Origin of the sequence: Saccharopolyspora hattusasensis (genome assembly GCF_050972075.1) — a bacterium.
GTDB classification, from domain to species: Bacteria; Actinomycetota; Actinomycetes; order Mycobacteriales; family Pseudonocardiaceae; genus Saccharopolyspora; species Saccharopolyspora hattusasensis.
Genome location: NZ_JBPCDC010000001.1, coordinates 3,890,248 through 3,910,515, shown reverse-complemented (window position 1 = coordinate 3,910,515; position 20,268 = coordinate 3,890,248). Strand labels below are relative to the sequence as shown.

20 protein-coding genes and 1 pseudogene are annotated in these 20,268 nt (G+C 65.8%); 11 read left to right on the top strand and 10 right to left on the bottom strand.

Features of this window, described 5'->3' with window-relative positions:
- Positions 1-51 precede the first annotated feature (51 nt).
- The 3 genes from ACRXBZ_RS18330 to ACRXBZ_RS18320 form a co-directional block, all read right to left on the bottom strand.
- Positions 52-273: a hypothetical protein gene (locus ACRXBZ_RS18330; protein ID WP_433880123.1), complete on the bottom strand. Its 222-nt coding sequence runs from the start codon at positions 271-273 to the stop codon at positions 52-54.
- A 269-nt stretch (positions 274-542) separates the two neighbouring features.
- Positions 543-968: an SsgA family sporulation/cell division regulator gene (locus tag ACRXBZ_RS18325; protein ID WP_433880122.1), complete on the bottom strand. Its 426-nt coding sequence runs from the start codon at positions 966-968 to the stop codon at positions 543-545.
- 171 nt (positions 969-1,139) lie between these two features.
- Positions 1,140-1,622, bottom strand: coding sequence for a hypothetical protein (locus tag ACRXBZ_RS18320; protein ID WP_433880121.1), 483 nt, complete (start codon positions 1,620-1,622; stop codon positions 1,140-1,142).
- A gap of 29 nt (positions 1,623-1,651) precedes the next feature.
- Between ACRXBZ_RS18320 and ACRXBZ_RS18315 the strand changes: the two genes are divergently transcribed.
- The gene (locus ACRXBZ_RS18315; protein WP_433880120.1) at positions 1,652-2,854 is read left to right on the top strand and encodes a recombinase zinc beta ribbon domain-containing protein; all 1,203 of its coding nucleotides are present in this window, start codon (positions 1,652-1,654) and stop codon (positions 2,852-2,854) included.
- Positions 2,855-3,284: 430 nt separating this feature from the next.
- Here the strand turns inward: ACRXBZ_RS18315 and ACRXBZ_RS18310 are convergent, their stop codons facing one another.
- A complete protein-coding gene (locus ACRXBZ_RS18310) occupies positions 3,285-3,596 on the bottom strand; it encodes a hypothetical protein (protein ID WP_433880119.1) in 312 nt (103 codons plus the stop codon).
- 290 nt (positions 3,597-3,886) lie between these two features.
- On the opposite strand from ACRXBZ_RS18310, the pseudogene ACRXBZ_RS18305 reads away from it, so the two are divergent.
- The 4 genes and pseudogenes from ACRXBZ_RS18305 to ACRXBZ_RS18290 all read left to right on the top strand — a co-directional run.
- Positions 3,887-4,027, top strand: a pseudogene (locus ACRXBZ_RS18305) (helix-turn-helix domain-containing protein); the annotation flags it as partial.
- A gap of 51 nt (positions 4,028-4,078) precedes the next feature.
- Positions 4,079-4,594: a helix-turn-helix domain-containing protein gene (locus ACRXBZ_RS18300; RefSeq protein ID WP_433884152.1), complete on the top strand. Its 516-nt coding sequence runs from the start codon at positions 4,079-4,081 to the stop codon at positions 4,592-4,594.
- 255 nt (positions 4,595-4,849) lie between these two features.
- Entirely contained in the window at positions 4,850-6,016 is a 1,167-nt protein-coding gene (locus ACRXBZ_RS18295) for a pyridoxal phosphate-dependent aminotransferase (RefSeq protein WP_433880118.1), read from the top strand.
- 267 nt (positions 6,017-6,283) lie between these two features.
- The gene (locus ACRXBZ_RS18290) at positions 6,284-6,448 is read left to right on the top strand and encodes a hypothetical protein (protein WP_010312751.1); all 165 of its coding nucleotides are present in this window, start codon (positions 6,284-6,286) and stop codon (positions 6,446-6,448) included.
- Positions 6,449-6,584: 136 nt separating this feature from the next.
- Here the strand turns inward: ACRXBZ_RS18290 and ACRXBZ_RS18285 are convergent, their stop codons facing one another.
- Together ACRXBZ_RS18285 and ACRXBZ_RS18280 are read right to left on the bottom strand one after the other, a co-directional pair.
- Positions 6,585-7,184 carry an HAD family hydrolase gene (locus ACRXBZ_RS18285; RefSeq protein WP_433880117.1) on the bottom strand — a complete coding sequence of 200 codons (600 nt, stop codon included), beginning with the start codon at positions 7,182-7,184 and terminating at the stop codon, positions 6,585-6,587.
- Between the two features lie 82 nt (positions 7,185-7,266).
- Positions 7,267-8,280 carry a threonine aldolase family protein gene (locus ACRXBZ_RS18280; RefSeq protein ID WP_433883911.1) on the bottom strand — a complete coding sequence of 338 codons (1,014 nt, stop codon included), beginning with the start codon at positions 8,278-8,280 and terminating at the stop codon, positions 7,267-7,269.
- A gap of 177 nt (positions 8,281-8,457) precedes the next feature.
- Between ACRXBZ_RS18280 and ACRXBZ_RS18275 the strand changes: the two genes are divergently transcribed.
- The 4 genes from ACRXBZ_RS18275 (at position 8,458) to ACRXBZ_RS18260 (ending at position 11,204) form a co-directional block, all read left to right on the top strand.
- Positions 8,458-8,973 carry a SigE family RNA polymerase sigma factor gene (locus ACRXBZ_RS18275; protein ID WP_433880116.1) on the top strand — a complete coding sequence of 172 codons (516 nt, stop codon included), beginning with the start codon at positions 8,458-8,460 and terminating at the stop codon, positions 8,971-8,973.
- 14 nt (positions 8,974-8,987) lie between these two features.
- Positions 8,988-9,638: a hypothetical protein gene (locus tag ACRXBZ_RS18270; RefSeq protein WP_433880115.1), complete on the top strand. Its 651-nt coding sequence runs from the start codon at positions 8,988-8,990 to the stop codon at positions 9,636-9,638.
- Between the two features lie 382 nt (positions 9,639-10,020).
- A complete protein-coding gene (locus ACRXBZ_RS18265; protein ID WP_433880114.1) occupies positions 10,021-10,347 on the top strand; it encodes a DMT family transporter in 327 nt (108 codons plus the stop codon).
- A gap of 272 nt (positions 10,348-10,619) precedes the next feature.
- A complete protein-coding gene (locus ACRXBZ_RS18260) occupies positions 10,620-11,204 on the top strand; it encodes a TetR/AcrR family transcriptional regulator (RefSeq protein ID WP_433880113.1) in 585 nt (194 codons plus the stop codon).
- 575 nt (positions 11,205-11,779) lie between these two features.
- On the opposite strand, the gene ACRXBZ_RS18255 is transcribed toward ACRXBZ_RS18260, so the two are convergent.
- The 3 genes from ACRXBZ_RS18255 to ACRXBZ_RS18245 all read right to left on the bottom strand — a co-directional run bounded on the left by ACRXBZ_RS18255 (position 11,780) and on the right by ACRXBZ_RS18245 (position 16,622).
- Positions 11,780-14,185, bottom strand: coding sequence for a tyrosine-type recombinase/integrase (locus ACRXBZ_RS18255; RefSeq protein WP_433877551.1), 2,406 nt, complete (start codon positions 14,183-14,185; stop codon positions 11,780-11,782).
- Positions 14,182-15,426 (bottom strand): tyrosine-type recombinase/integrase, encoded by a 1,245-nt coding sequence (locus tag ACRXBZ_RS18250; protein ID WP_433877550.1) that lies wholly within the window; start codon positions 15,424-15,426, stop codon positions 14,182-14,184. The genes ACRXBZ_RS18255 and ACRXBZ_RS18250 overlap by 4 nt, the downstream gene beginning before the upstream one ends.
- Before the next feature lie 65 nt (positions 15,427-15,491).
- On the bottom strand, positions 15,492-16,622 hold the full coding sequence (locus ACRXBZ_RS18245; RefSeq protein WP_433880112.1) for a helix-turn-helix domain-containing protein: 1,131 nt from the start codon (positions 16,620-16,622) through the stop codon (positions 15,492-15,494).
- Positions 16,623-17,894: 1,272 nt separating this feature from the next.
- On the opposite strand from ACRXBZ_RS18245, the gene ACRXBZ_RS18240 reads away from it, so the two are divergent.
- Positions 17,895-18,044: a hypothetical protein gene (locus ACRXBZ_RS18240; RefSeq protein ID WP_168585763.1), complete on the top strand. Its 150-nt coding sequence runs from the start codon at positions 17,895-17,897 to the stop codon at positions 18,042-18,044.
- 87 nt (positions 18,045-18,131) lie between these two features.
- Positions 18,132-19,319, top strand: coding sequence for a JmjC domain-containing protein (locus ACRXBZ_RS18235; protein ID WP_433880111.1), 1,188 nt, complete (start codon positions 18,132-18,134; stop codon positions 19,317-19,319).
- Here the strand turns inward: ACRXBZ_RS18235 and ACRXBZ_RS18230 are convergent.
- Positions 19,302-19,811: a phosphotransferase gene (locus tag ACRXBZ_RS18230; protein WP_433880110.1), complete on the bottom strand. Its 510-nt coding sequence runs from the start codon at positions 19,809-19,811 to the stop codon at positions 19,302-19,304. The two genes, ACRXBZ_RS18235 and ACRXBZ_RS18230, sit on opposite strands and share 18 nt — an antisense overlap.
- Positions 19,812-20,268 lie beyond the last annotated feature (457 nt).

The following is a 20,268-nucleotide window of genomic DNA, read 5'->3' as shown; positions in this document are numbered from 1 at the left end:
TAGCCCGGGTGCGGGGGTGTCGTCCCCGCAGCCTCCTGGTCGTGAACGTGGTTACTTCGACATCTGCACCTCACAACCGGAGGACAGCGAGGGGCGGCCAGGTGGCCGGGGCCGACTGGGCACCTGGCAGGGTCGGCCTTCGGATACCGGGAAGGACCGACGGAAGCCGAGGACCTGGTCATCGAGGCGATCACGGTCGGCTATCTGGCCGCGCTGCGCGATGTCCGCGACGGCAAGATCGATGTCGAGATGTAGCGGATCGAACCGTCGCACTCGGCAGCTCCGCAATCACGCCGACGCACTCGAAGCCCTCCAAACCTGGTCACCGAGGTGACCAGGGACGGATGCCAGCGGGTGATCCCACGGGTGATCCCCCGTATGCACCCGCATGTCGAGGTACAGGCTGCGGCGCTGTGCACGTTCGCCAGGTTCGCACGATCAGCAGGCCTGCTTAGTCGCTCTACCCGCTAGCTGCCGGACGAGGCGTCGTCAGGTGCCGCGGCTGGCCGCCTGGCGTGCGGCGCTTCGGGAGAACCGGGCCCTTACAGGTTGTGCGAGAGCAGCTGGCTCAGCGTCTCGTCGAGGTTCATCCACCGGTGTTCGTCACCGGGTGCGACCGCGTCGTAGGTGTCGTTCAAGAAGTCGGCAAGCTGATCGGCATTCACTTCGAAGGTGGCCTGCCCTGACGGCGAGCTCAACGCGATCATGACCAACGTCGGCTCGTCGAGTCGGGAGCGGATTCGCACGTCGCCTTCGCCTGCCTCGGCGATCAGTCCGTCGGCCAGCAGGTCGCGGGCGATCACCCAATCCACCTGACCGTCCGTGCCCACGTTGAGCTTCATGGAGATCTCGTACGGGTTGCGGCTGTCGTACCGGAGCTGCACGCCGACCGGCGCGATCACTCCCGTCGGGGCTACCAGGTTGAAGACCATGGTGGCGAGCACCGTGCCGTGATCGTTTGCCATCATGTCCGCACTCCCAAGCATCGGTTTCCCATACCTTCTGAACGAAGGATGCCCAACGTGGGTTCATACCTTCTTCACGATGACTTCAGACCCCCTGGACGGGGCGATGCTCCAGATCGTCAAGAACCGCATGGACGCGCGCGATGCAGTCATTGGGGTCGCCGACTGGCAGGCTCAGAAACCTAGGTGGCCGGCGCGTTTGACGTGCTCGCGGAAGAGCGCCATCAGCTGGCTCCGTTCGGCGTAGTTCTTCGCGGACTTCAGCTGCCGGATGCAGTCCGCCAGATCGAGGTTGGCGACGGTCTTCTGCCACTTCGCGGCGTAGGTGGCGGCGTATTTGGGGAGGGTGTCCCGGAAGCGGTCTCGAACGCGCAGGCTGGGGCCGTTGCCGGGGAGCAGATCTTGGAAGTGCAGCTCGATGCGGACTTTGTGGAGGGTCTCCTCGTCTTCGACCGTGCCTGCGAACTGGGCGCCACGCTCGATGATCAGGAAGCCCAGTTGCTGCGCCATCCAGAAGCTCGTTCGGTGTGTTTTCCTGCACACGAAGACCGGTGCGATTGGTTGGTCCGGGTGCGCTTCCTGCAGGATGCGGGCCTTGTTGAGGAGTTGGTAGAGCTCTTGGGAGCTCGGGTAGATCTGCGAGCGGATGTTTTTCACCTCGACTAGCACTAGGCGTGAACGGTCGCGTGAGCCTGTCCCCCTCGATCGACTACTCCACGTCAGTCGGGCGGCTGATCGCGACCGTCCTCGCCCACGTCGCCGAGATGGAAGCGCAGGCCATCCGGGAACGCGTCCAGGGTGCACGGACGTACATGCGGCAGATCGCGCGCTGGCCTTCCGGGATGCCCGCCTATGGCTACCGCACATGCCCTCACCCGAGCGGCTCCGGGTACGCGTTGGAGCCGGACCCCAACACGGCCCCCGTGCTCCTGGAGCTCGTGGATCGGGTGGTATCCGGGGAGGCGGTGAACGCAGTCGTCGGCGACTTCAACGAGCGGGGCATCCCGACGCCCCAGGCTCGGGCCAAGGAGTCGGGGACCGACTACTCCGCCCGTCGCTGGCAGACCACGAACGCGATGCGCCTCCTCCGGTCGGAGGGGATGCTCGGGACCGTCCGACACAAGGGCGTTCCCGTTCTCGGCCCCGATGGACAGCCGGTCCAGTACGGCCCGCCGTTGGTCGACCGGGAGACTTGGCGGGATCTTCAGGCGGAGCTGGCCACCCGGAAGGACCCGAACCAGCGCCAGAAGGCGCGGAAGGCGCTCCTGGTGGGTGTCGCGTTCTGCGGGCACTGCGGCGGGAAGCTCTACATCACCGGGTCCGATAACAGGGACGGGCGCTCGCGGAGGCGGTACGGGTGCATCGCGAGGCGGAAAGGCGTGGACTGCCCGGGGCCGACGTTGTACGCAGATCTCTTGGAACCCTGGGTCGAGAAGAAGTTCCTGCGGGCTGTTGGGCGAATGATGCTCAGGGAGCGGATCGAGCACGCCGGAGAGGACCACCGGGCCGAGATCGCGGATCTCCGCGCACAGCTCACCCGGCTACGCGAGCACGGGCGGAAAGGACTCTACGACGATGCCCCCGAGGAGTTCGCCACCGCAGTAGGGGCGCTCCAGGGACGACTGAAGGAGCTCGAAGCCAGGCCGACGGAGACCACCTTCGAAGAACAGATCACGGGCGAGACGTACGCGCAGCGATGGGCAAGCGACGGGACCTTGGGGAAGTGGAACGCGCTCATCTCGGCGGGCGTGCGCGTCGAGCTGGCTCCGGGGCGGAAGGGCTCGAAGGCGTGGGAGGACCGGCTCACGTTCGACATGCGCGGGCCAGAGGAGCTCCTCGCGACGGGGACGGACGACCCGCTCCTGTTCGAGGAGGACGCCACCCAGTGATGAGTAGAGGTGTGGCGATCACTCCTCGTCGAGCCGGGCACGGATGCAGGTTCGACACGCGCGGGGGCCGGGGACCTTGTTCGAGGTCCCCGCGCTTAGTTCGCAGTACGTCTCATGCCGTCGGCCCGGCCTGCGTTCGTGGATAACCCCCATGTGATCGACCCAGACGATTGCGAGCCGAGCTCCGTGCGTGGGAACACTCACTTCGGTTTCCTCCCTGTGCACTGGTCCGCATTTTCGGCGAGCTCCTTCGGAGAGCCCCTCCCGATCTCGTCGAGATGGGCTCTCGGTCAGGTTTTCTGCATTCCCCCGGCGACCCCGCACCAAAAACAAGTGTCAGCAGCTACATGCGCTTGCCGCACTGGGTGCAGACCCAGATCCCATCTCCATCGGGCTGGTAGGTGTGGTCACACGACAATGCATTATCTCCTTATGTGTCGGTGCGTTTCCTGAGATCGACCAAACCGGGGTTGTTAAAAGCCCACTCGCGTGCGGTGTTGACGAAATATCGGTCTTTTCCCCACTGGGCGGGATTAACCGAGATGGTCGCCACCCAGGTCTCCTTGTCGTTCTGGGGGTCCTCGTCCGGCCTGTCCATGACCTCGTACGGCGATTGCTGGACGACGACGAACGCGCGACCCTCGCAGACGTAGCCACGTTTCACGGCGATGTGGGATTCGCCTTTGATCCACCGGAACGTGACGCCGAAGTTGTAGTAGCGAGTAATGGGCTGCTTCGTCATGTTCTGAACAATATGAGCACTACCTCCTTATGCGCCGTATTTGCCCGCGAGGTTCGGGCGGCTTTCAGTAGACGGTCGGTTGCCTACCGGTCGTTTTCGAAGCACTTCAGGGGAACGGTCGGTTACCTACCGGTCGTCGCAGAAAGCCGGCACGGGGTTACGGCACCTCCAGTCGGACGGAAGGGCAGCCCCACCGGGGCCGGGGAATTTTCGGGGTTTCTCCCGATGGGGCCGCCCGCGAAGTAGTCTCTCGGTTACTGATCGTTCGCGGAAGGCATAGAGGTTTTCAGGTGTTTTCAAACGGGGACGTAGGTTCGACACTGCGGCAGGCGCGCAAGGAGGCTGGAGTCAGCCTCACGGCGATGGCGCGAGATCTGTACGTCTCGAAGTCGCACCTGAGCAACATCGAGGCAGGACGAAGGCCCGTCACAGTCGATATCGTGAGAGGGCACGAGAAGCAACTCGGCCCGATTGGAGACGACATGCTTCGTCGTCGCGACATCACGCACCCGCGAGTCATGACCGCTGACCGGCCCACGTTGACCGAACTGGCCAGGTCGATTGACAACGGCGACCCCGGAGTACTCGCTACCGCGCCGAGTAGCCGTACGGTTGACTTCTTCCTGGCTGCGAAGCTCACCGAGCCCGGCATCGAGCACATGCGGGTGTGGGTCCGTACCGGACACACGTCGACGCTGCGCGCAAACGCCTTGGCCGTGCTCGCGAAGCTCAACAAGGCACAAGACACGACGCTGATCATCGACGTTCTGGAGAGCGACAAGAAGGTCAAGTTCCTGAGCCTGGTCTCCGAGGTCTCGAAGCTCACACAATGGGACTGGGAGATCTCGAGGCAAGTAGTGCGGGAGCCGGCGACCGCTCCCGACGCGCGGAAGCTCGCCAAGGCGTTGACTAAGGAGGTACTACTCGACAACGACACGGAGTCGCGCTGGTGCGGGGCCTACCTACTGAAGGAACTTGTGCCCGTGCTCGGGAAGTAGTTCAGAAACGAAAAAAGCCCCCTCCCGGCCTGGAGGCTGGAAGGGGGCTTCGTCGTGCATGCTACCTGGACTTCTTACGGGTGAGGGACGGAAGTAGAACCGGCTGGGGTCGCCCACGCAGGAGCGGACGCGGCGCACTCGCCAGCCGGAAACCCTTAGTTCCTTCACCTACTAAAGAGGGGCACGTGGGAAATCACGCACGAAGTCGGTCACTCGATCCCCGATCGGGCTAACGCGTCTGGCACGCTGAGTCACATGGTGAAGCTTGCCGCAGCCCAACGCGCCAACATTCCGCCGTTCCAGGTCATGGAGGTACTGACGGCCGCAGCCGCCCGGCAACGGGTTCACGGTGATGTGGTTTCGCTGGCTGCGGGGCAGCCGTCGACGCCCGCACCGAAGGCGGTCCGTGAAGCCGCTGCTGCGGCACTCGGCCGGCACTCGCTCGGCTACACCGAACAACTCGGGTTGCCGGAGCTGCGTGACTCGATCGCGGAGCACTACAGCAGCACCTACGGGCTCTCGATCGGTCGAGACGAAGTCGTGGTGACCACCGGGGCGTCCGGCGGCTTCCTGCTCGCGTTTCTGGCCGCGTTCGACGCTGGGGACCGGGTGGCTTTGGCGCGTCCGGGATACCCCGCGTATCGCAACATCCTGTCGGCCCTGGGCTGTGAGGTCGCGGAGCTGCCCTGCGACGAGACGACCCGGTTCCAGCCAACGGTGGAGATGCTGGAGGCGCTGGAGCAGCCGGTACAGGGCTTAATCCTCGCCAGCCCGGCGAACCCCACCGGCACCGTGATTCCCGCTGATGAGCTGGCCCGTCTCGTCGAGTGGTGCGACCGCAACGGCGTGCAGCTGATCAGCGATGAGATCTACCACGGGATCACCTTCGGGGAGCCTGCCCGCTCGGCGCGGGAGTACTCGGCCAACCCGGTGACTATGCAATCCTTCTCCAAGCTCTGGTCCATGACGGGCTGGCGGCTGGGCTGGATGCTGGTGCCGCCACGGCTGCGCCGCGCGGTGGACTCGCTGACCGGGAACTTCACGCTCTGCCCGCCCGCACTGTCCCAGCACGGGGCGGTCGCGGCGTTCTCCGAAGACGCCTACGCCGAGGTCGGCGCGCACGTCGAGCGCTACCGGACCAATCGCGAGCTGCTGCTGAACGGACTCGCGGACCTCGGCATCACCCGGGTCGCCCCGGCCGACGGGGCGTTCTACGCCTGGGCGGACATCGGGCACCTCACCGACGACGCGACGGGTTTCTGCGGGCGGCTGCTCGACGAAACCGGTGTCGCGGTGGTGCCGGGTGTCGACTTCGACCCGGTGCTGGGCAACCGCTTCCTGAGGATGTCGTTCGCCGGGAGCACCGAAGACATCGCCGAAGCCCTGGACCGCCTGGCCCGCTGGCTCCCAAGCGCCTCCTGACTTCGGGGCTGTCAAAGGCGGTTCCGGAAGACGTTGGTTGGAGCGAACTGACTGTTTGTGTCGTCTATCGAGGTGAACGGGCCGTTCGCTTCTCGCTAGACGCTGTGGCGGGCAGAAACGCTCATGGGTTGCGGCCGGTGGGAGCGGCTGATCTCGGGGTTCCCTGAGTTTTCCCTGGTATGGGCTTTCGGGAGGCCGCTGCGGGCCGGTTATCTGGCACGCTGGAGGCAGTACGGGATCCGGCGCGGTCGAGCTGAGGTGCTTGCGATGTTGTGGAAGGTGATCGGCGGCCTGTTGCTGCTGTGGCTGGTGATCTCGGTGGCGGGTTTCGTCATCAAGGGGCTGTTCTGGCTCGCCGTGATCGGCGGCGTGCTCTTCGTCGCGACCGCCGCGATCGGCTGGGCCCGGGACCGCAAGCAGATCAAACCCTGACCCTCGATTGGAACGCGGTGAGGGGCGCCTTCGAGCGGCTGTGCCGCCCAAGGGTGCCCCTCACCGCACCGCTTCATCCGATCAAGTGAGGAGTGAAGGGCACCGTTGACCTAGTAAGCCCTTCGGTACTCGGGGGTCAGGGGAGGACGCCGTGGGTTCGGAGGGTGGCTCGGGCTGCTTCCGCGCCCTGCCAGCGCTCCGCGTAGAGGCCCGCTTCGCTGGCTCCGTCCACGTTCTCCTGGCGGTCGTCGAAGAACAGGCACTCCTCCGCCGGGGCGTCGAGCGCTTCGAGCAGGGCCCGGTAGATCCCCGCGTCCGGCTTTGCCAGGCGCAGGTCGCCCGAGAAGATCAGGTGCTTGAACAGCCGCGCCCAGTTCGCCTGCTCCGCCGCTCGCCCGAACGACGACGGCGCGTTGGACAGCACCGCCATCGTGACGCCCTGCCGGTGCAGGTCTTCCAGCAGCTGCACGGATTCCGGCACGGTCTCCGACCAGCCGACGACGTCGGCGCGGGTCAGCCGCTCGGACAGTTCGGCGTCGACACTCTTGCCCAGCCTCGCCGCCACCGCCTGCCAGTACTCCAGGTCGGGGCGGCCCCAGTCGTAGGCGACGCGCTCGGCGAAGTAGGCCTCCTCGAACTCCGGTTGAGCTGCGTCGAGCAGCGCCGCGATCGCGGGCAGCGCCGTCGTGCGTCGGCTGATCACCTCGCCGTAGTCGAACACGACCCAGCGCATCATGCGTCCTCCAGACTGGAGCCCAGTACCCGTTCTCGATCCTTCTCGGCCCACCTGTTCTGCACCCGCGGTGCAGAACAGGTTCTCAGACCCGAGCTTCGCTGATCCGGTGCAGCGCTTCCTTGATGTCGGCCGTGGACACGTCGCGGTGCGTCACGAACCGGACCTGCCCGCTCATCGGCACCGCTTGCACCCCGGCCGCGCGCAAGCGTTCCAGGGTCAGCCGCACATCGGGAACCGCCGCAAGAACGATGTTGGTCTGCGGTCGGGTGACGTCCCAGCCGATCTCGGCCAGTCCTTCGGCGAGCGCGCGGGCGTTCTCGTGGTCCTCGGCGAGCGCGTCGATCCGGTCCAGCGCGACGAGTCCGGCCGCCGCCAGCACGCCGCCTTGCCGGACCCCGCCGCCGAGCATCTTGCGCACCCGGCGGGCTTCCCCGACGAAGTCCTCGCTACCTGCGACGACGGAACCGACCGGGGCGCCGAGCCCCTTACTCAGGCAGGCCTGCACGGTGTCGACGCCGACGGTCAGCGCGGCCGGCGGCACGCCGAGTGCCACCGAGGCGTTCCAGACCCGGGCGCCGTCGAGGTGGACCCGCAGCCCGCTGTCGCGCGCAGCCGCCGCCAGCTGGGCGTGCTCGTGCAGCGGGATCACGGCGCCGCCCGCCCCGTTGTGCGTGTTCTCCAGGCACATCAGCGTCGTGTTCAGCTTGTCGTAGCCCGTGGCGAGGTTGGCTTGCGCCCGCACCGCCTCGGCCGTCGGACGTCCCGGGCCGGCGCTCCACTCCAGCGGGTCCGGCATGCCGCCGGCCAGCCAGGCGGCGGAGCCGAGCTCGTGGTGCAGCACGTGCGAGCCGCGCGGCGCGAGGAACCGATCGCCGCGTTTCAGGTGCAGCATCAGCGCGATCAGGTTGCCCATCGTGCCGCTCGGCACCCACAGCGCTGCGGTGGTGCCGAGCAGTTGCGCGGCACGTTCCTCGAGCACGCGCATCGTCGGGTCGTGGTCTAGCACGTCGTCGCCGACTTCCGCGGCGGCCATGGCCGCGGACATCTGCTCGTCGGGACGCGTGACCGTGTCGGAGCGGAGGTCGATCGGTGCCATGTTGGTCACGAACAGATCACATCACATCCACCCGGGGTTAAGGCAACAACCCTGCGGACACGGATGCGGCGACTGCGGTATCAATCTCGGGGTGGATCGACGGCATCGGGCGTGCAACGGTTGGGGTCGGCGATCCCGTCCTACAGGTGCAGGCACGAAACGAGCGGAGAGTTCCGCGTGGACCAGCGCGAAGAGCAGGAGTTCGCGGAGTACTTCGTGGCTCGGCGGGAGGCGGTGCGTCGAATGGCGTACATGATGTGCGGTGACTGGCACCGCGCGGACGATCTCGCCCAGATCGCCTTCATCGCGTTGCACCGGCATTGGCGCAAGGTTCGCGACAAGGGCGCGCTGGACGCGTACGTGCGCCGGACCTTGACCCGCGCGGTGATCGACGAGTCCCGGCGGCCGTGGCGGCGGGAGCGCGCCGCGGAGGTGCTGCCAGACCGCCCGGTGGATTCGCCGGACGTCGACAACGCGGTGGCGACCAAGCAGACCCTGCTCGCAGGCCTGCAGAAGGTGCCGCCGAAGCAGCGCGCGGTGCTGGTGCTGCGATTCCTGGAGGGGTTGGACGTCGCGGGGGTGGCGGCGGTCATGCGGTGCAGCGAGGGAACCGTGAAGAGCCAGTGCGCCCGGGGGCTGGCGGCGTTGCGGGAAGCGCTGGGCGACGAGCTCGGCGACCTGCGGTCGGCGTGAGGAGGTGCGGGTAGGTGGACGAGCGCAAGCTTGAAGAGCTGTTTCGCGATTCGGTGCAGTCCGTTCCTCCGTCGTCGTTCGACGAGCACGACGTGGCGCGGGCCTCGCGGCGGATCACGGCTCGCCGCCGGATGGCGGCGGTGGGGGGCACGGTCGTCGCGGCAGCGGTGCTGGTGGGCGGCGTGGGCCTGGGGACCGGCCTGTTCGGGCAGTCGGAGACCAGCAACGTCGCGGGCAAGTCGGTGCCGCAGCGCGCCTCGATCTCCCCGCGCGACGACGGGCCGGTCGTCCTGGGCGACCGCTCGGGGTGCGGGCCGGACGCGCAGCTCGCGGCCGCGGTGGCCAGGCAGCTGCCCGAGGCGGCCGGGACGGCTCCGGTCGCCACCAAGCCTTGCCCTTCCGGCGCGCGGACGGCTTCGTTCGCGCTGCGCGACGGGGCTTCGACGGGCAGCGTCACGGTGATCGTCGGCCCGGTGGGCGCGATGTCGCCGGACCAGACCTCGCCCGGCGACGTGCGGCGCCCGGACGGCACCGAGCAGTCGGTGCGCCAGGCGCGTAGCGGCAAGTTGGTCGTCGTGCTCAGCGACCCGGACGCCGGTTCCCCTGCTGCGCCGTACGGCGCTCGGATCGCGTCGATCGCGGGCGACCTCGCCGCCCAGTACTGACTGGTTCGGCCTGCTCACCGCCCGTGAGCGGTTTCGGGTGCGAAAGAGGTCGTTGCGCTTGTTTTGCACAGCGGTGCAGGTGGCGGAACCTCAGGCGCCGTCTGGACTGCGGGACCCCCGACTCATGAATGCCACGGGGCCGTCCTCGTCGGACGACGTCTGAGAACCCGCGGCGGTGCAAGCTGCGTGCTTTGGTTAAGGGGCTTCGCCGCTTCAAAAGTCGGCCCTACCTCGGTGACCAGCGGAAACGTTGTTCCGCGACCCGGCGCGTCCGGTTTGTGGTGTCTTCCATCACCAGAACGGTACGTTCGTACCAGATTATAGGTACGTTGGTGCCCCGGTGGGTGGTTCCGCTGCAAGACCGAGGGAAGGGCGACCAGCGATGACGGCCTGGATCATTCTGATGGTGTCGGGAGTGTTCGAAGCGGGTTGGGCGATCTCGCTGAAGCTCTCGCACGGCTTCAGCCGCCTGATCCCGACGGTGTCCTTCTTCGTGCTGGCCGCCGTGAGCTTCGCGGGCCTGGCGTACGCGATGCGCGAGCTGCCCGCGGGTCCCGCCTACGCGGTGTGGACCGGCATCGGCGCCGCGCTGACGGCGATCGCGGGCATGGTCTGGCTGGGCGACGGCTTCTCGGTGTTGAAGCTGGTCTCGATCGTGCTGATCGTCGCCGGTGTGATCGGCCTGAACCTCGCCGGCGTCGGCCACTGACGGGACACCCTGATTCGTGGACGTCCGGGCACAAGCGGCGCGAGAACGCCTCTCGGTACGGGGTGGCCTCGCGAGAAGGCGTCGAGACCACGCGGCGGTGCGGCGGCCAAGCGGTTGCACCGCCGCGAACGAGGACCGAGATTGAGTTCCGGGCCGGGTACCCGACGTTTCGCGGGCAGTCTCAGGCAAACTGCTCTCCACGAGAACGGGAGGTCGGGACCGGCTTTCCGAAATGTCCGGGCCATGCCCGGCGGCGCTTAGGATCGGCAGACATGACAGCGGCCAGTACTCCGAAGGGTGCGCGGCGGCGGCAGGCCTTGGTGGTGGCTGCCGCCCAGCTGCTGGCCGAGGGCGGCTTCGACGTGGTGCGGCACCGCGCGGTCGCCGAACGCGCTGGCCTGCCGCTGGCGTCCACCACCTACTACTTCTCGTCCCTGGACGACCTGATTACCGCCGCCGTCGAGTACGAGTCGAGGCAGGAGCTCGCCACCGGCCGGGCGCGGCTCGACGAACTCGTCGAGCATCCCCGCAGCACCGAAGCCGTGATCGAGCTGCTGCTGGACCTGCTGTTGGGCACCGGGTCGCGGGACGGCGGTGTGGAGCCGGTGCTGCTGCGGTACGAGCGGCTGGTCGGCTCGCCGCGCCGCCCCTACCTGGCTCCGCTGATGCGCGAGCTCAGCGCCGAACTGCACCAGCTGCTGGCGGAGATCTTCGCCCGCAGCGGCATGGAGGTCAGCCGCGAGCGGCTGCTCGAACTGATCGCGCTGGTGGACGGCGCGGTGGTGAACGCGCTGATCGAGAGCGACTCCGATCCGCGCGCGGCGGCGCGCCGGATGCTGCGTTCTCAGCTGGGCTGAGATGCTCCTCCCATAAGCGGCGGTAGCCGCCTTGCCGTGCGGGGCTCAGCTTTGGCTCAGCTTGCACCGCCGTGGGTCCTCAGGCTGTGCTCACCCTGTCGACTCTCGGCGAGGGCGCCGCAATTTCCATTGAAATGGGTTAGGACGTAGACCTTGATCATCTGTCGGTAACCCGGACAAGATCACTAAAATTTGACACAACGTAACCATTCGTCACGTTCTGCTACTCCACTGTGGTGGTGCTTCGCGGCGGTGGTTACGTTGTGTCGCCGCCGCTGGGGTTGTTCGCTGGGTACATCCCTGCGGGAAGCGTTCAGCCGTCACCGTTGATTCTTCGCTCTGCGGCCACTGGCGGCTGTGGGACCGACGTGTTTATCCGGGGAGTCCGAGCCAACCGGCGAAGTTGGTGAGATCGGGGTTTGACCTGCGGTGATCGTGTACCAGCAATGCGGCGGTTTGGCGGACCATCGGATGCAGCCTTTTCCGGACTAATGATCGACGGGCAGGGTTCAGCACCTTGTGGGTATCGACATCGCGGCACCAGTGTGATGTTGGGGCCGTGTTGGCGAGGTCGGTCATTGTGGGTCGCGGATGATGGGGATGCCGAGGTTGACTGGGCCGGTGGGCTGTCGATCACGCATGCGATCCAGGCGGACGAGCTTCTTTGTGGCCTCGTTCAGGCTGACTTCGAGTCCTTGGACCTCGCCGAGCCACCCGTTCAGCTTCGCTTCTTGGATGCGATCTTTGAGATTGCCGATGATTTCGACCAGGCGGGGCCGTTCTTTGGGAGAAATCCGAAGCATGGCGCACCGCAAACACGCGTGCTCGTGCTGACACGGCGTCCCATATGGACGGCCGCAGTCTCCCAACGCCACCTTGCGAAGCTGGAAGTGCTGCTGGAACTCGCGCCACTCTTCTGCGGTCGGTTCGCGGTACTCGGCCTGCGGCCGCATGGCTCGCCGCTTGTCGAGGAAGGCGCGGTAAGAGCGCACCAAGTCCTCTTGGAAAACAGCCAGGTAGGTTTCCGTTGTGGCCACGGTCTTGTGACCAAGCAACCTTGCTGCGATGTGAACCGGAAGCCCGCCGGTCACCGCGTCCGTGGTGAACATCCTGCGGAAGTCGTGCGGCGTGTAGATCAGCGGCTGGCCTGTTGCATCCCGCAGACCGGTAGCGGCCAGCACTGTGTTGATGAGCTTGTAGACCGTGGTGACGCTGATAGTCATGTGGCGGGAGCCCAACGCTCGCTGGAAGAGGTGCGGCAGGGGCGGGCCAGTGACTCGCTCATACGGGTCGTAGCGGGCGACGAGCGGGACCGCTCCATCATTGTCCTTGCGCAGCCGGGTGATGACGGTGGCCAGGACACTGGCCAACTCGGGACTGACTAGCAGCAGCCGTTCCTCATTTCCTTTGGACGGCACGATTTGCAGCAGGGGAACGATTTCACCGGTATCCGGCAGCTGGTAGGACACCAACGCTAGATGGGTGATCTCCAGTAGTTCCTCGAGGCGGATGCCGGTATGGCGGAGCGTTTCGACGACCGCCCAGGCCCAGAACGCCTCGTCTTCGCGGCGGGTCAGGTTGGTCGTCTCATCGGTGGCCAGGTTCTGCGCTTCGATAGGAAGGTTCGCCTGTTGGCGGGCTGTCCTGGTCAGCGCTTTGGGGGCTGTCCGGCGGTAGCGAGTGCCTGCGTGGTCGAACACTTCACCCGGATCGTGCTCGCCGGCGGCTTCCAGCAACGCCGCTGTCTCGGCCCGGAGGCGTTCGGCGACGTCGGCCAACAGCGGAAGATGAGGAAGTCGCTCTCGGACGCGCTGGTGCATCTCGGAGATAATCCTCTTGCGGGACTTGATATATCCCTGGGTATCGATCTTGCGCACTGGGCTGGGAACCGCCCATGGCGCCCAGCTGGGGTCCTCCAGCGCCCATTCCTGGATGTCGAGATAGAAGGCCCTCACTCGCATGAAGAGGCGGTGGAAGTCCTTGCTCTCCCTGGTTTGTCCGTCCTTGGTGACGAACAATCGCGCCCGTTCTTTCCATGCCTGGGCCGCCTCGTCTGGCAGGTGCAGGGTGTCGATACCCGGATGGTGCTGCTCGATGTTGGCCCAGAAACGCCCGGCCAGGTGGCTGGCCAGGCTGCGGAACGAGCCGTAGTCCATCGCCGGCCGACGCTCGTCGAGATAGCGGACGAGGACATCGCGGACAGGCCGGCACTGGATATCGAAGTCGTCGACCAACTCCCCGGTGCGAAGTTGCCCTCGTTTCAGGGCCGCCCGCAGAGTGACGCCTTCCGGGGTGATTCCGAGCACGCTGAGCAGATCCCAAGCCAGGTGCAGCCCCCGGACCGCTCTGCCGCAGTGGCGATGGCTCCAGGCGTGCAACTCCAGCACGTCCTCCGCGGTCACCTGGTCGAGGTCCTTGCCGGTGCGCAGCACGATCTTGCTGCACACGCTCAACGCCTCACCGCGCTCGCGGGCGCTGAGTCCCCGTTCGATCGCGGCGCGCTCGACGCGGGCGAACGACTTCGGCGAGATGACCATCCGTGTCCGGTCGAACAGGTTGTTGGACCGGTAGCGGGTAAGAAAGTCGTAGTTAGGCACGATCACTCGACACAGCACCAAGGCAGCCAGCCCGACAAGGTGTTGATACCGCTTGGTGTGAGGCTGACGTGTGTCCTCCGGCGCGAGCCCGTCAAGCCAATCCGGGCCGCCGTCGGCCCCGGCCGATACCCATCTGTCCTGCCAGCCTGAACCGGGGTGTTCAAGCAGCCAGTTCAAGATCACACGGGCACCCTTGGTGATCCGGTTCTGGTGCTCGGCGCGGCCTGGCCAGTCCGGTAGCTGGCGCAGCAACCGCAGGACATCCTCGATTGGCAGATGGTCGGCGGAGCCGGTTCGCCGCTGATCGAGCAGATGGAAGTGGTCGTTGGTGATGCGTCGGCCTTGGCGGCTGCGGAGGTTCAGCTGGACTGTCGCGGTGGTCATTGTGGGTTCCTCCCGAACAACACCGAGAGGTCTGCGTCGTCATATCCGACCGCCACCGGCGGTGGTTGCTGCGGCTGCTGCCGGTCGGTCAGATGCTGCTGGACCCGACGGACCACCTGTGCCTCGTCCTCCACGAGATACACATCCGACGTGGTACTCAGGTGCGCGTGGCCTAGGATTGTCTGCACGTCCCGCATGGACAGTGACTCATCCCGGCTCATCCGGATCGCCGCAGTGTGCCTGAGATCGTGCATGGACCAGTTCGTTCCCAAGACGGCGTTAACGCGACGGAAAACCGCACGCAGAGCCTCGTAGTTCATCGGCTGACGCCGCAGTCCGGTGCCCCGGTCACGGCGGCGGAGGGTCAGCCAAAGCGGCTCGTCTCGATCCAGCAGGTCGCCGATATCGGCCAAATACAGGCGAATCCACACAAACGCCTCTGAACTGGCGGGCAGCCACTGCTCTGTGCGGGTGCCCTTACGGATCACGCGGACCAGTTGATCTCCCCAGTCCAAATCGACGCCTCGAACGCCGAGCAGTTCCGACGCTCGGGCGCCGTTGCTGACCGCCACCGCAAGGATCGCCCGGTCCCGATTGGAGCGCATAGCCGAGAACAGCTCGTTCCACCGTTCGTCGGGCATCGCCCGAGGTTTCCGTTTGGGAACCCTGGGGTTGTAGCGCAGACGGCCCTCAGCCCGGAACGGCTCCAGAGGGTTGTGATGGGAGTTGGGCCGACGCCCCTTGACCCGCTCCTGCGGCACCGGGTTGATCAGCGGGCCCGCACCTATGTCCTCGATCCAGAACTGGTAGAAGCTCCGCAGCACCGCGTTCGAGTGCCGGATTGTTCGCGGCTCGTACTGGTCTCCCTGATGGCGCTTGCCAGTGATCGGGTTGACACAGCCCGCAGTGCCTGCCGATTTCGTCCGCGGCCTCTGTCCGGGCTTGGCAGCCTGCTTGAGCCACAGCACCAGATCCCGAACCTCAGCCGGGGTGGCCTTGTCCCAGTCCACCCCAACGGCCCGCAGCCACCGCCACCACCGCAGAAGATCATAGGCATAACTGCGCACCGAGCCCGGCCGGTTGTCCCGGGCCACGAACTCAACCAGGAACCGACGCACCGGTTCCACCGGCACACCATCGGGATCGACCACCAGCCACGGCACCGACCCCGCAGCCGACACAACTCGTCCCCACCGCGGAAGCCGGATCGAGCCGACATTACGTTCAACCTCGTCAAACACCCTCGTCCACCTCTCCGATCAAGGTGGACCAGATCTACCGACTACCCAGTGACAAGCAGCCCCATCTAGACGGCGTGTCGCCCAGTAATCCGGTCAACAGAACGGGTTTGCTGCGGTGCGATCCGTCGAGCCTCCTGCAAGGACCGCAAGGCGTTCTTGCGGTCTCCGTGCATGTGGTAGGCCCGTGCGAGGTCAATGAAGTGGTGGCTTTGTCGTTGCTTGGGCATGGCCCTTGATGGACGCCATCGCTGTGCCGCCTCCAATGCCGCTGTGGAGTCCTGGAACTCTACGAACGCCCCGGTTTCGTGGGTAGCAATGTTGCTGATGCCGAACACCAGCCCGTAATGCACTTCGTCGGTTGGCAGTGACCGTGCGAGGTCGCTTGCGGCTGCGACGTGCTCGCGGGTCGCGTCCTGGTCTTTGTTGCGTGCAGCGAGCGTCACCGCTCGCAGGTGCAGGCTTCCGGCGACGGTGAGGGTTGCGGAGTCCGGGGAGCGAAGTTCGGACTCCAGGTCGCGAAGGGCACCTGCCATCAGGGTCAGGCCATGGCCGTATTCGCCCACGTCTTGGAAATGCTGCGCCCGAACCCACTCGGACAAGGCCCCGGCCAGCGGATCTCCTGTTTTCGCTGCGGCTTTGGCCAAGAGGTGTTCAACAGCGTGGGCGAGATCCGGGAACCCGAGCCGATGCACCAATACGTGCGTGGCCCGGTAGACCGACACCAAGAGCGAATGCAGGCGTGGTGCCTGCGTGTCGGGCGACAGCAGGACTGCCGCGAATAGTTCTTCGAGCAACGCCGGAAGCCGAGCGGCGAGCTTGCGGTACTCGGCGTCTCGCCGAAGCTTCTCGATGCTGGTTACATCGGCGGCTATCGCGTCGATGTCGCGGGGGGTGACGTCGCTGGGGAGATCCACTCGGTGAAGCACGCCCCGAAGAACGTCGATGTCGGCGTGAACGGCCTTGTCGCGTTTGTTGTCAACATAGGGCTGACCGGTCAAGTCCTCGACCGTGCACCGCAATACTCGTGCGGCGGCGGCAACGGTGGAATGACTTGCCTCTCGTTCTCCACGCTCCACTTTGGTCAGCATGGATGAGGAAATTCCTATCCGTGCGGCGAATGCGTGCTGGGTGAGCCCTTTCGCCTTGCGCCGGAGAGCGATGTTCGAGCCGATGTGCTCGGGACCGGTGGTGGTCATGGTGAACGTCCTCTCGCCCGGAGTTGTTCGTGCGCCTGGTCTGCCCGAGACCCCCGGGGACCTAGTCCGGGGGCCGGTCCCTCCGGGCAGGAGGCATGATCCAAGGGTAACGCTGATCTTTGTGTCAATTCTGTGTCAGTTCGAGCCGCTGACCGGTTGCACACTCTCAGTGCGTGAGTGATCACGTAGAGCCGCAATGGTGTGGCTGGCGAGGCTGCCGCCGGAAGATTCCGGCGTTTTCTTCCCATTGGCCCGTCCAGCCCGTCCTCCAAACGAACCGGCGCGGCCTGGCGGGGGATCGGCACCGCATCGGGTACATGGACGCCGATCCCCCGCCACCTAGACCACAAGCCAGGGGTGATCAGTAATGCCACGTCGAACTCTCGGCCCTGACGGTGCCACCGTGTGGCGATGCAGCCAGTCCACGTGCCTGCACACCGATCCGATTTACCTCGAAGTCCGCGAACACGAACGCTGGACCCATTACGACGCTGAGTGGCAGACCGCCTATACCGAGGCGTCCGCCGCAACCGCCGGCAGCGGGGTTTCACGCAGCAGTCTGTGGCCCACGATTAGCGGGGTGATCCCGTCGTGACCGGCTACCGGAAGCTTGTCAGCCGCAACGGAGTCGAGCACTACGTTCTCTACGGGGCGCTCGAGTCCTTGTGCGGAGTGCCGCTGGGTGTCCTCGCGCCTGCGGACCCACACGGACCGGCCCCCGTGCCGTGCACGGGGTGCCCTGGCGTGTTGAAGCGCCTTCAAGGAGCGGAGGGGCCGCGATGATCGGTGGTCTCCCTGCCCGGACGCCGGGGCCACGATCGCTCTGCCACAGGCCCGGACGCCGGTCGCGTGGTTCCTCTCCGACGACACCGACCCCGATCCCGTCTTGATCTGGGTCGATCACCATCGCACTGCCCACGAACGCGACCCCGCTCGGCGTGGGTGGACGTTGTGCGGCATGCGGGTGGTCGGTGGCGATGCACCGTCACACGCTCAGGTCAGCGTGGTCGGATGCCGGAACTGTGCTGCCCACTGCGCTGTTCTCAGCAAGCCCGCAGCGCTCGTCGAGACCCCGGTGCGGGTGTCGCATGTTCGCCCCCGACCGGCACCCGCACCGGAAGACCGTTACTCGATACCGGTGATCCGGCTACGCGGAGCCGATGATTCAGCGGGCCCCACGATTCACCCGGATTGCGGCTGTCACGCCGTAGCCAGGGTGGAAGGAAGGAAGAGCGGCGCAAGCCGCATGGAGACAGGAGGGAGGGAATCCCCATGGAAGATCAGGAAGAGTTGGTGATCGGCGTCCGACGGCTGCCGATCGTGCAGGACCGATTGAACCTCGTGCACGGTGACCCATCCAAGTCCGGTGGTGGCGATGGCCACGGCGACCAGGGCGGCGACGGGTTGAACATCCCGGAGTGATCCGCAACAAGTGATCGGCGGCGACAGGGCGCACGCCTACCCTGTCGCCGCCGTTCTCTTTGGTACACAAACAAAGGATGATCATCCGTGGACCACACACTTATTTCATCAATCGAAAAAGCTTTGGGATGGAAAGATTTTCGCCCGCTCGGTGCTGGTGTCGTTTACAGCACGATGCCGAATCCTGAGCTGTGCCAACAGATCCTCACTTCAACCCGACTGTTGGACGTCATCATGCGCCGGTCGTTGGAATTCCCGCAACTGAGGGTCTTCCAACACGGTGAAGAGCTGCACCCCGACCAGTACACGCGCGCCGTCACAAGCCGTAGAGGGCAAGCTCGGCAGATGGCACGCATGGACCGAATAGCCTCCTTCATCAGAGAGGGATGCACGCTCGTCCTGGATACGCTGGATTCGTTCGATCCCGCAATGGAAATCGCCTGCCAAGCGTTGCAATGGTGGTCCCGTGAGTTGGTCCAGGTGAATACCTACCTGACGACCAGCAATGCGGCCGGTTTCAATCTGCATTGGGACGACCATGACGTTGTGGTCGTGCAGCTCGGCGGCGAAAAGTCCTGGGAAGTGCGCGGACCCTCGCGGGTAGCGCCGATGTACCGCGACGTTGAACGCGCCGACGCGCCGCCCGACGAAGTTCTCTGGGCGGGCACGATGCGGGCCGGGGACGTGCTTCACATTCCACGCGGCTACTGGCACCGGGCGACTCGCACCGACCGAGCAGACGACCGAGCCGGTTACTCGCTTCACGCCACGTTCGGATTTGTGAAGCGAACCGGGGTGGACTGGCTGTCATGGATTGCTGACCGGTCCCGCCAGGACGAGGCGTTCCGGCTTGATCTGGACCGCGACGGCAACACCGACACGCTAGCGGAACTGGTGCCGCAACTCATCGCCCGCTGCCCGCAAGATGCGTACCTGTTGGCGCGTGAGACCGAGCGACCGCCGCGACGTCGGGTCATCACTGGGGGCGTGTTCGGCGAGTTGACCGACGTGGTGTGCCTGACTGACTTTCCGCCGCACATCATCACCGGCCCGGACGACGTGACGGTGTGGGCAGTCGGCAAAGAACTTGTGTTTGCGGCGAAAGCCGAATCGGTTGTTCGCACGCTGCTGTCCGGTAACCCGGTCAACATCGAGCAGGTCACGGCCGAAACCGGCGTTCCTGCCGACGCCATCGCGCGCATGCTCGTAGACGAGGGTGTCTGCGCCGAGTTGACGCCCGAGCTGGCTGCCGGGTTTCTACAGCTCGGTAAGTAGCTGATCGGCCGCTGCCCGCGCAGGCCCCGACAATGGTGTCGGCCCGCCGAGCCGGGCAGCGGCCCTTACCGCGTTTGCCGCCTGTAGCAGCATGGCCAGCTTCCCCGAACGCGTATCCAGATCGGCGGCGAATACCTGCCGGACCCGTTCGGCCAGCTCCGGGACCGGCAATGACGCCTGCCACAAACATGCCGCGTCAAGTCCACGTGGCGCACGGCCCCAATCCTCCCAATCGATCAGATATCCGTCCGTGGTCACGTTGTCCCAGTGAACATCCGTGTGGGCGGTGCTCCACTCGTCCACCGTGGTATCCGCACCGTCGCCGAAAACCTCGGTAATGCGGCGGGTCACGTGCTGCTGACTCATGCCGATGCGCGTGGTCGAGTACGCGGCGAGCTGATCAAGCGATGACGACAGGCCAGCCCACCACGAATCCGGCAGGGTCAGGGCGGTATCGAGACTACTGACCGTCGGGGCGGTGACGAGCTGCACCTCATCTGCACGTCACACCACCCCCCGCGCTTTGTCGTCCCACGTCGCCGACTGGAACCACGAGGGCTTACGGACACCGGGAATGGTGGCGGATTCTTCGAGGCCGATCCACGCTTGCCCGCCAGCACGTTCGCGGTTGCGGCGCTCAAGGCGCACCCATGTGCCGGCCGTGGTGCGGTAGCCCTCAGACGCGCCGGACTCCCCATACACGACAGAGGTCCGATCAAGCCGGACGGAACGGCGCGTTCTACCACGTCGTCGTGGGCGGTGTGGCGAACATCAATCACAGCGGTCACGGTAGCCGAACCGTCATCACGGAGAAACCAGACCGGTCGGGAGACATCGCCGTCACCCCGACCGGTCTGTCGTGTCTACGTCCTGATCACGCCAAGGCTGGTACCCACAGGGGGTAGTTCCAACCGGATCAGATCCGCGGTTCCTTGTAACGCCTGATCAG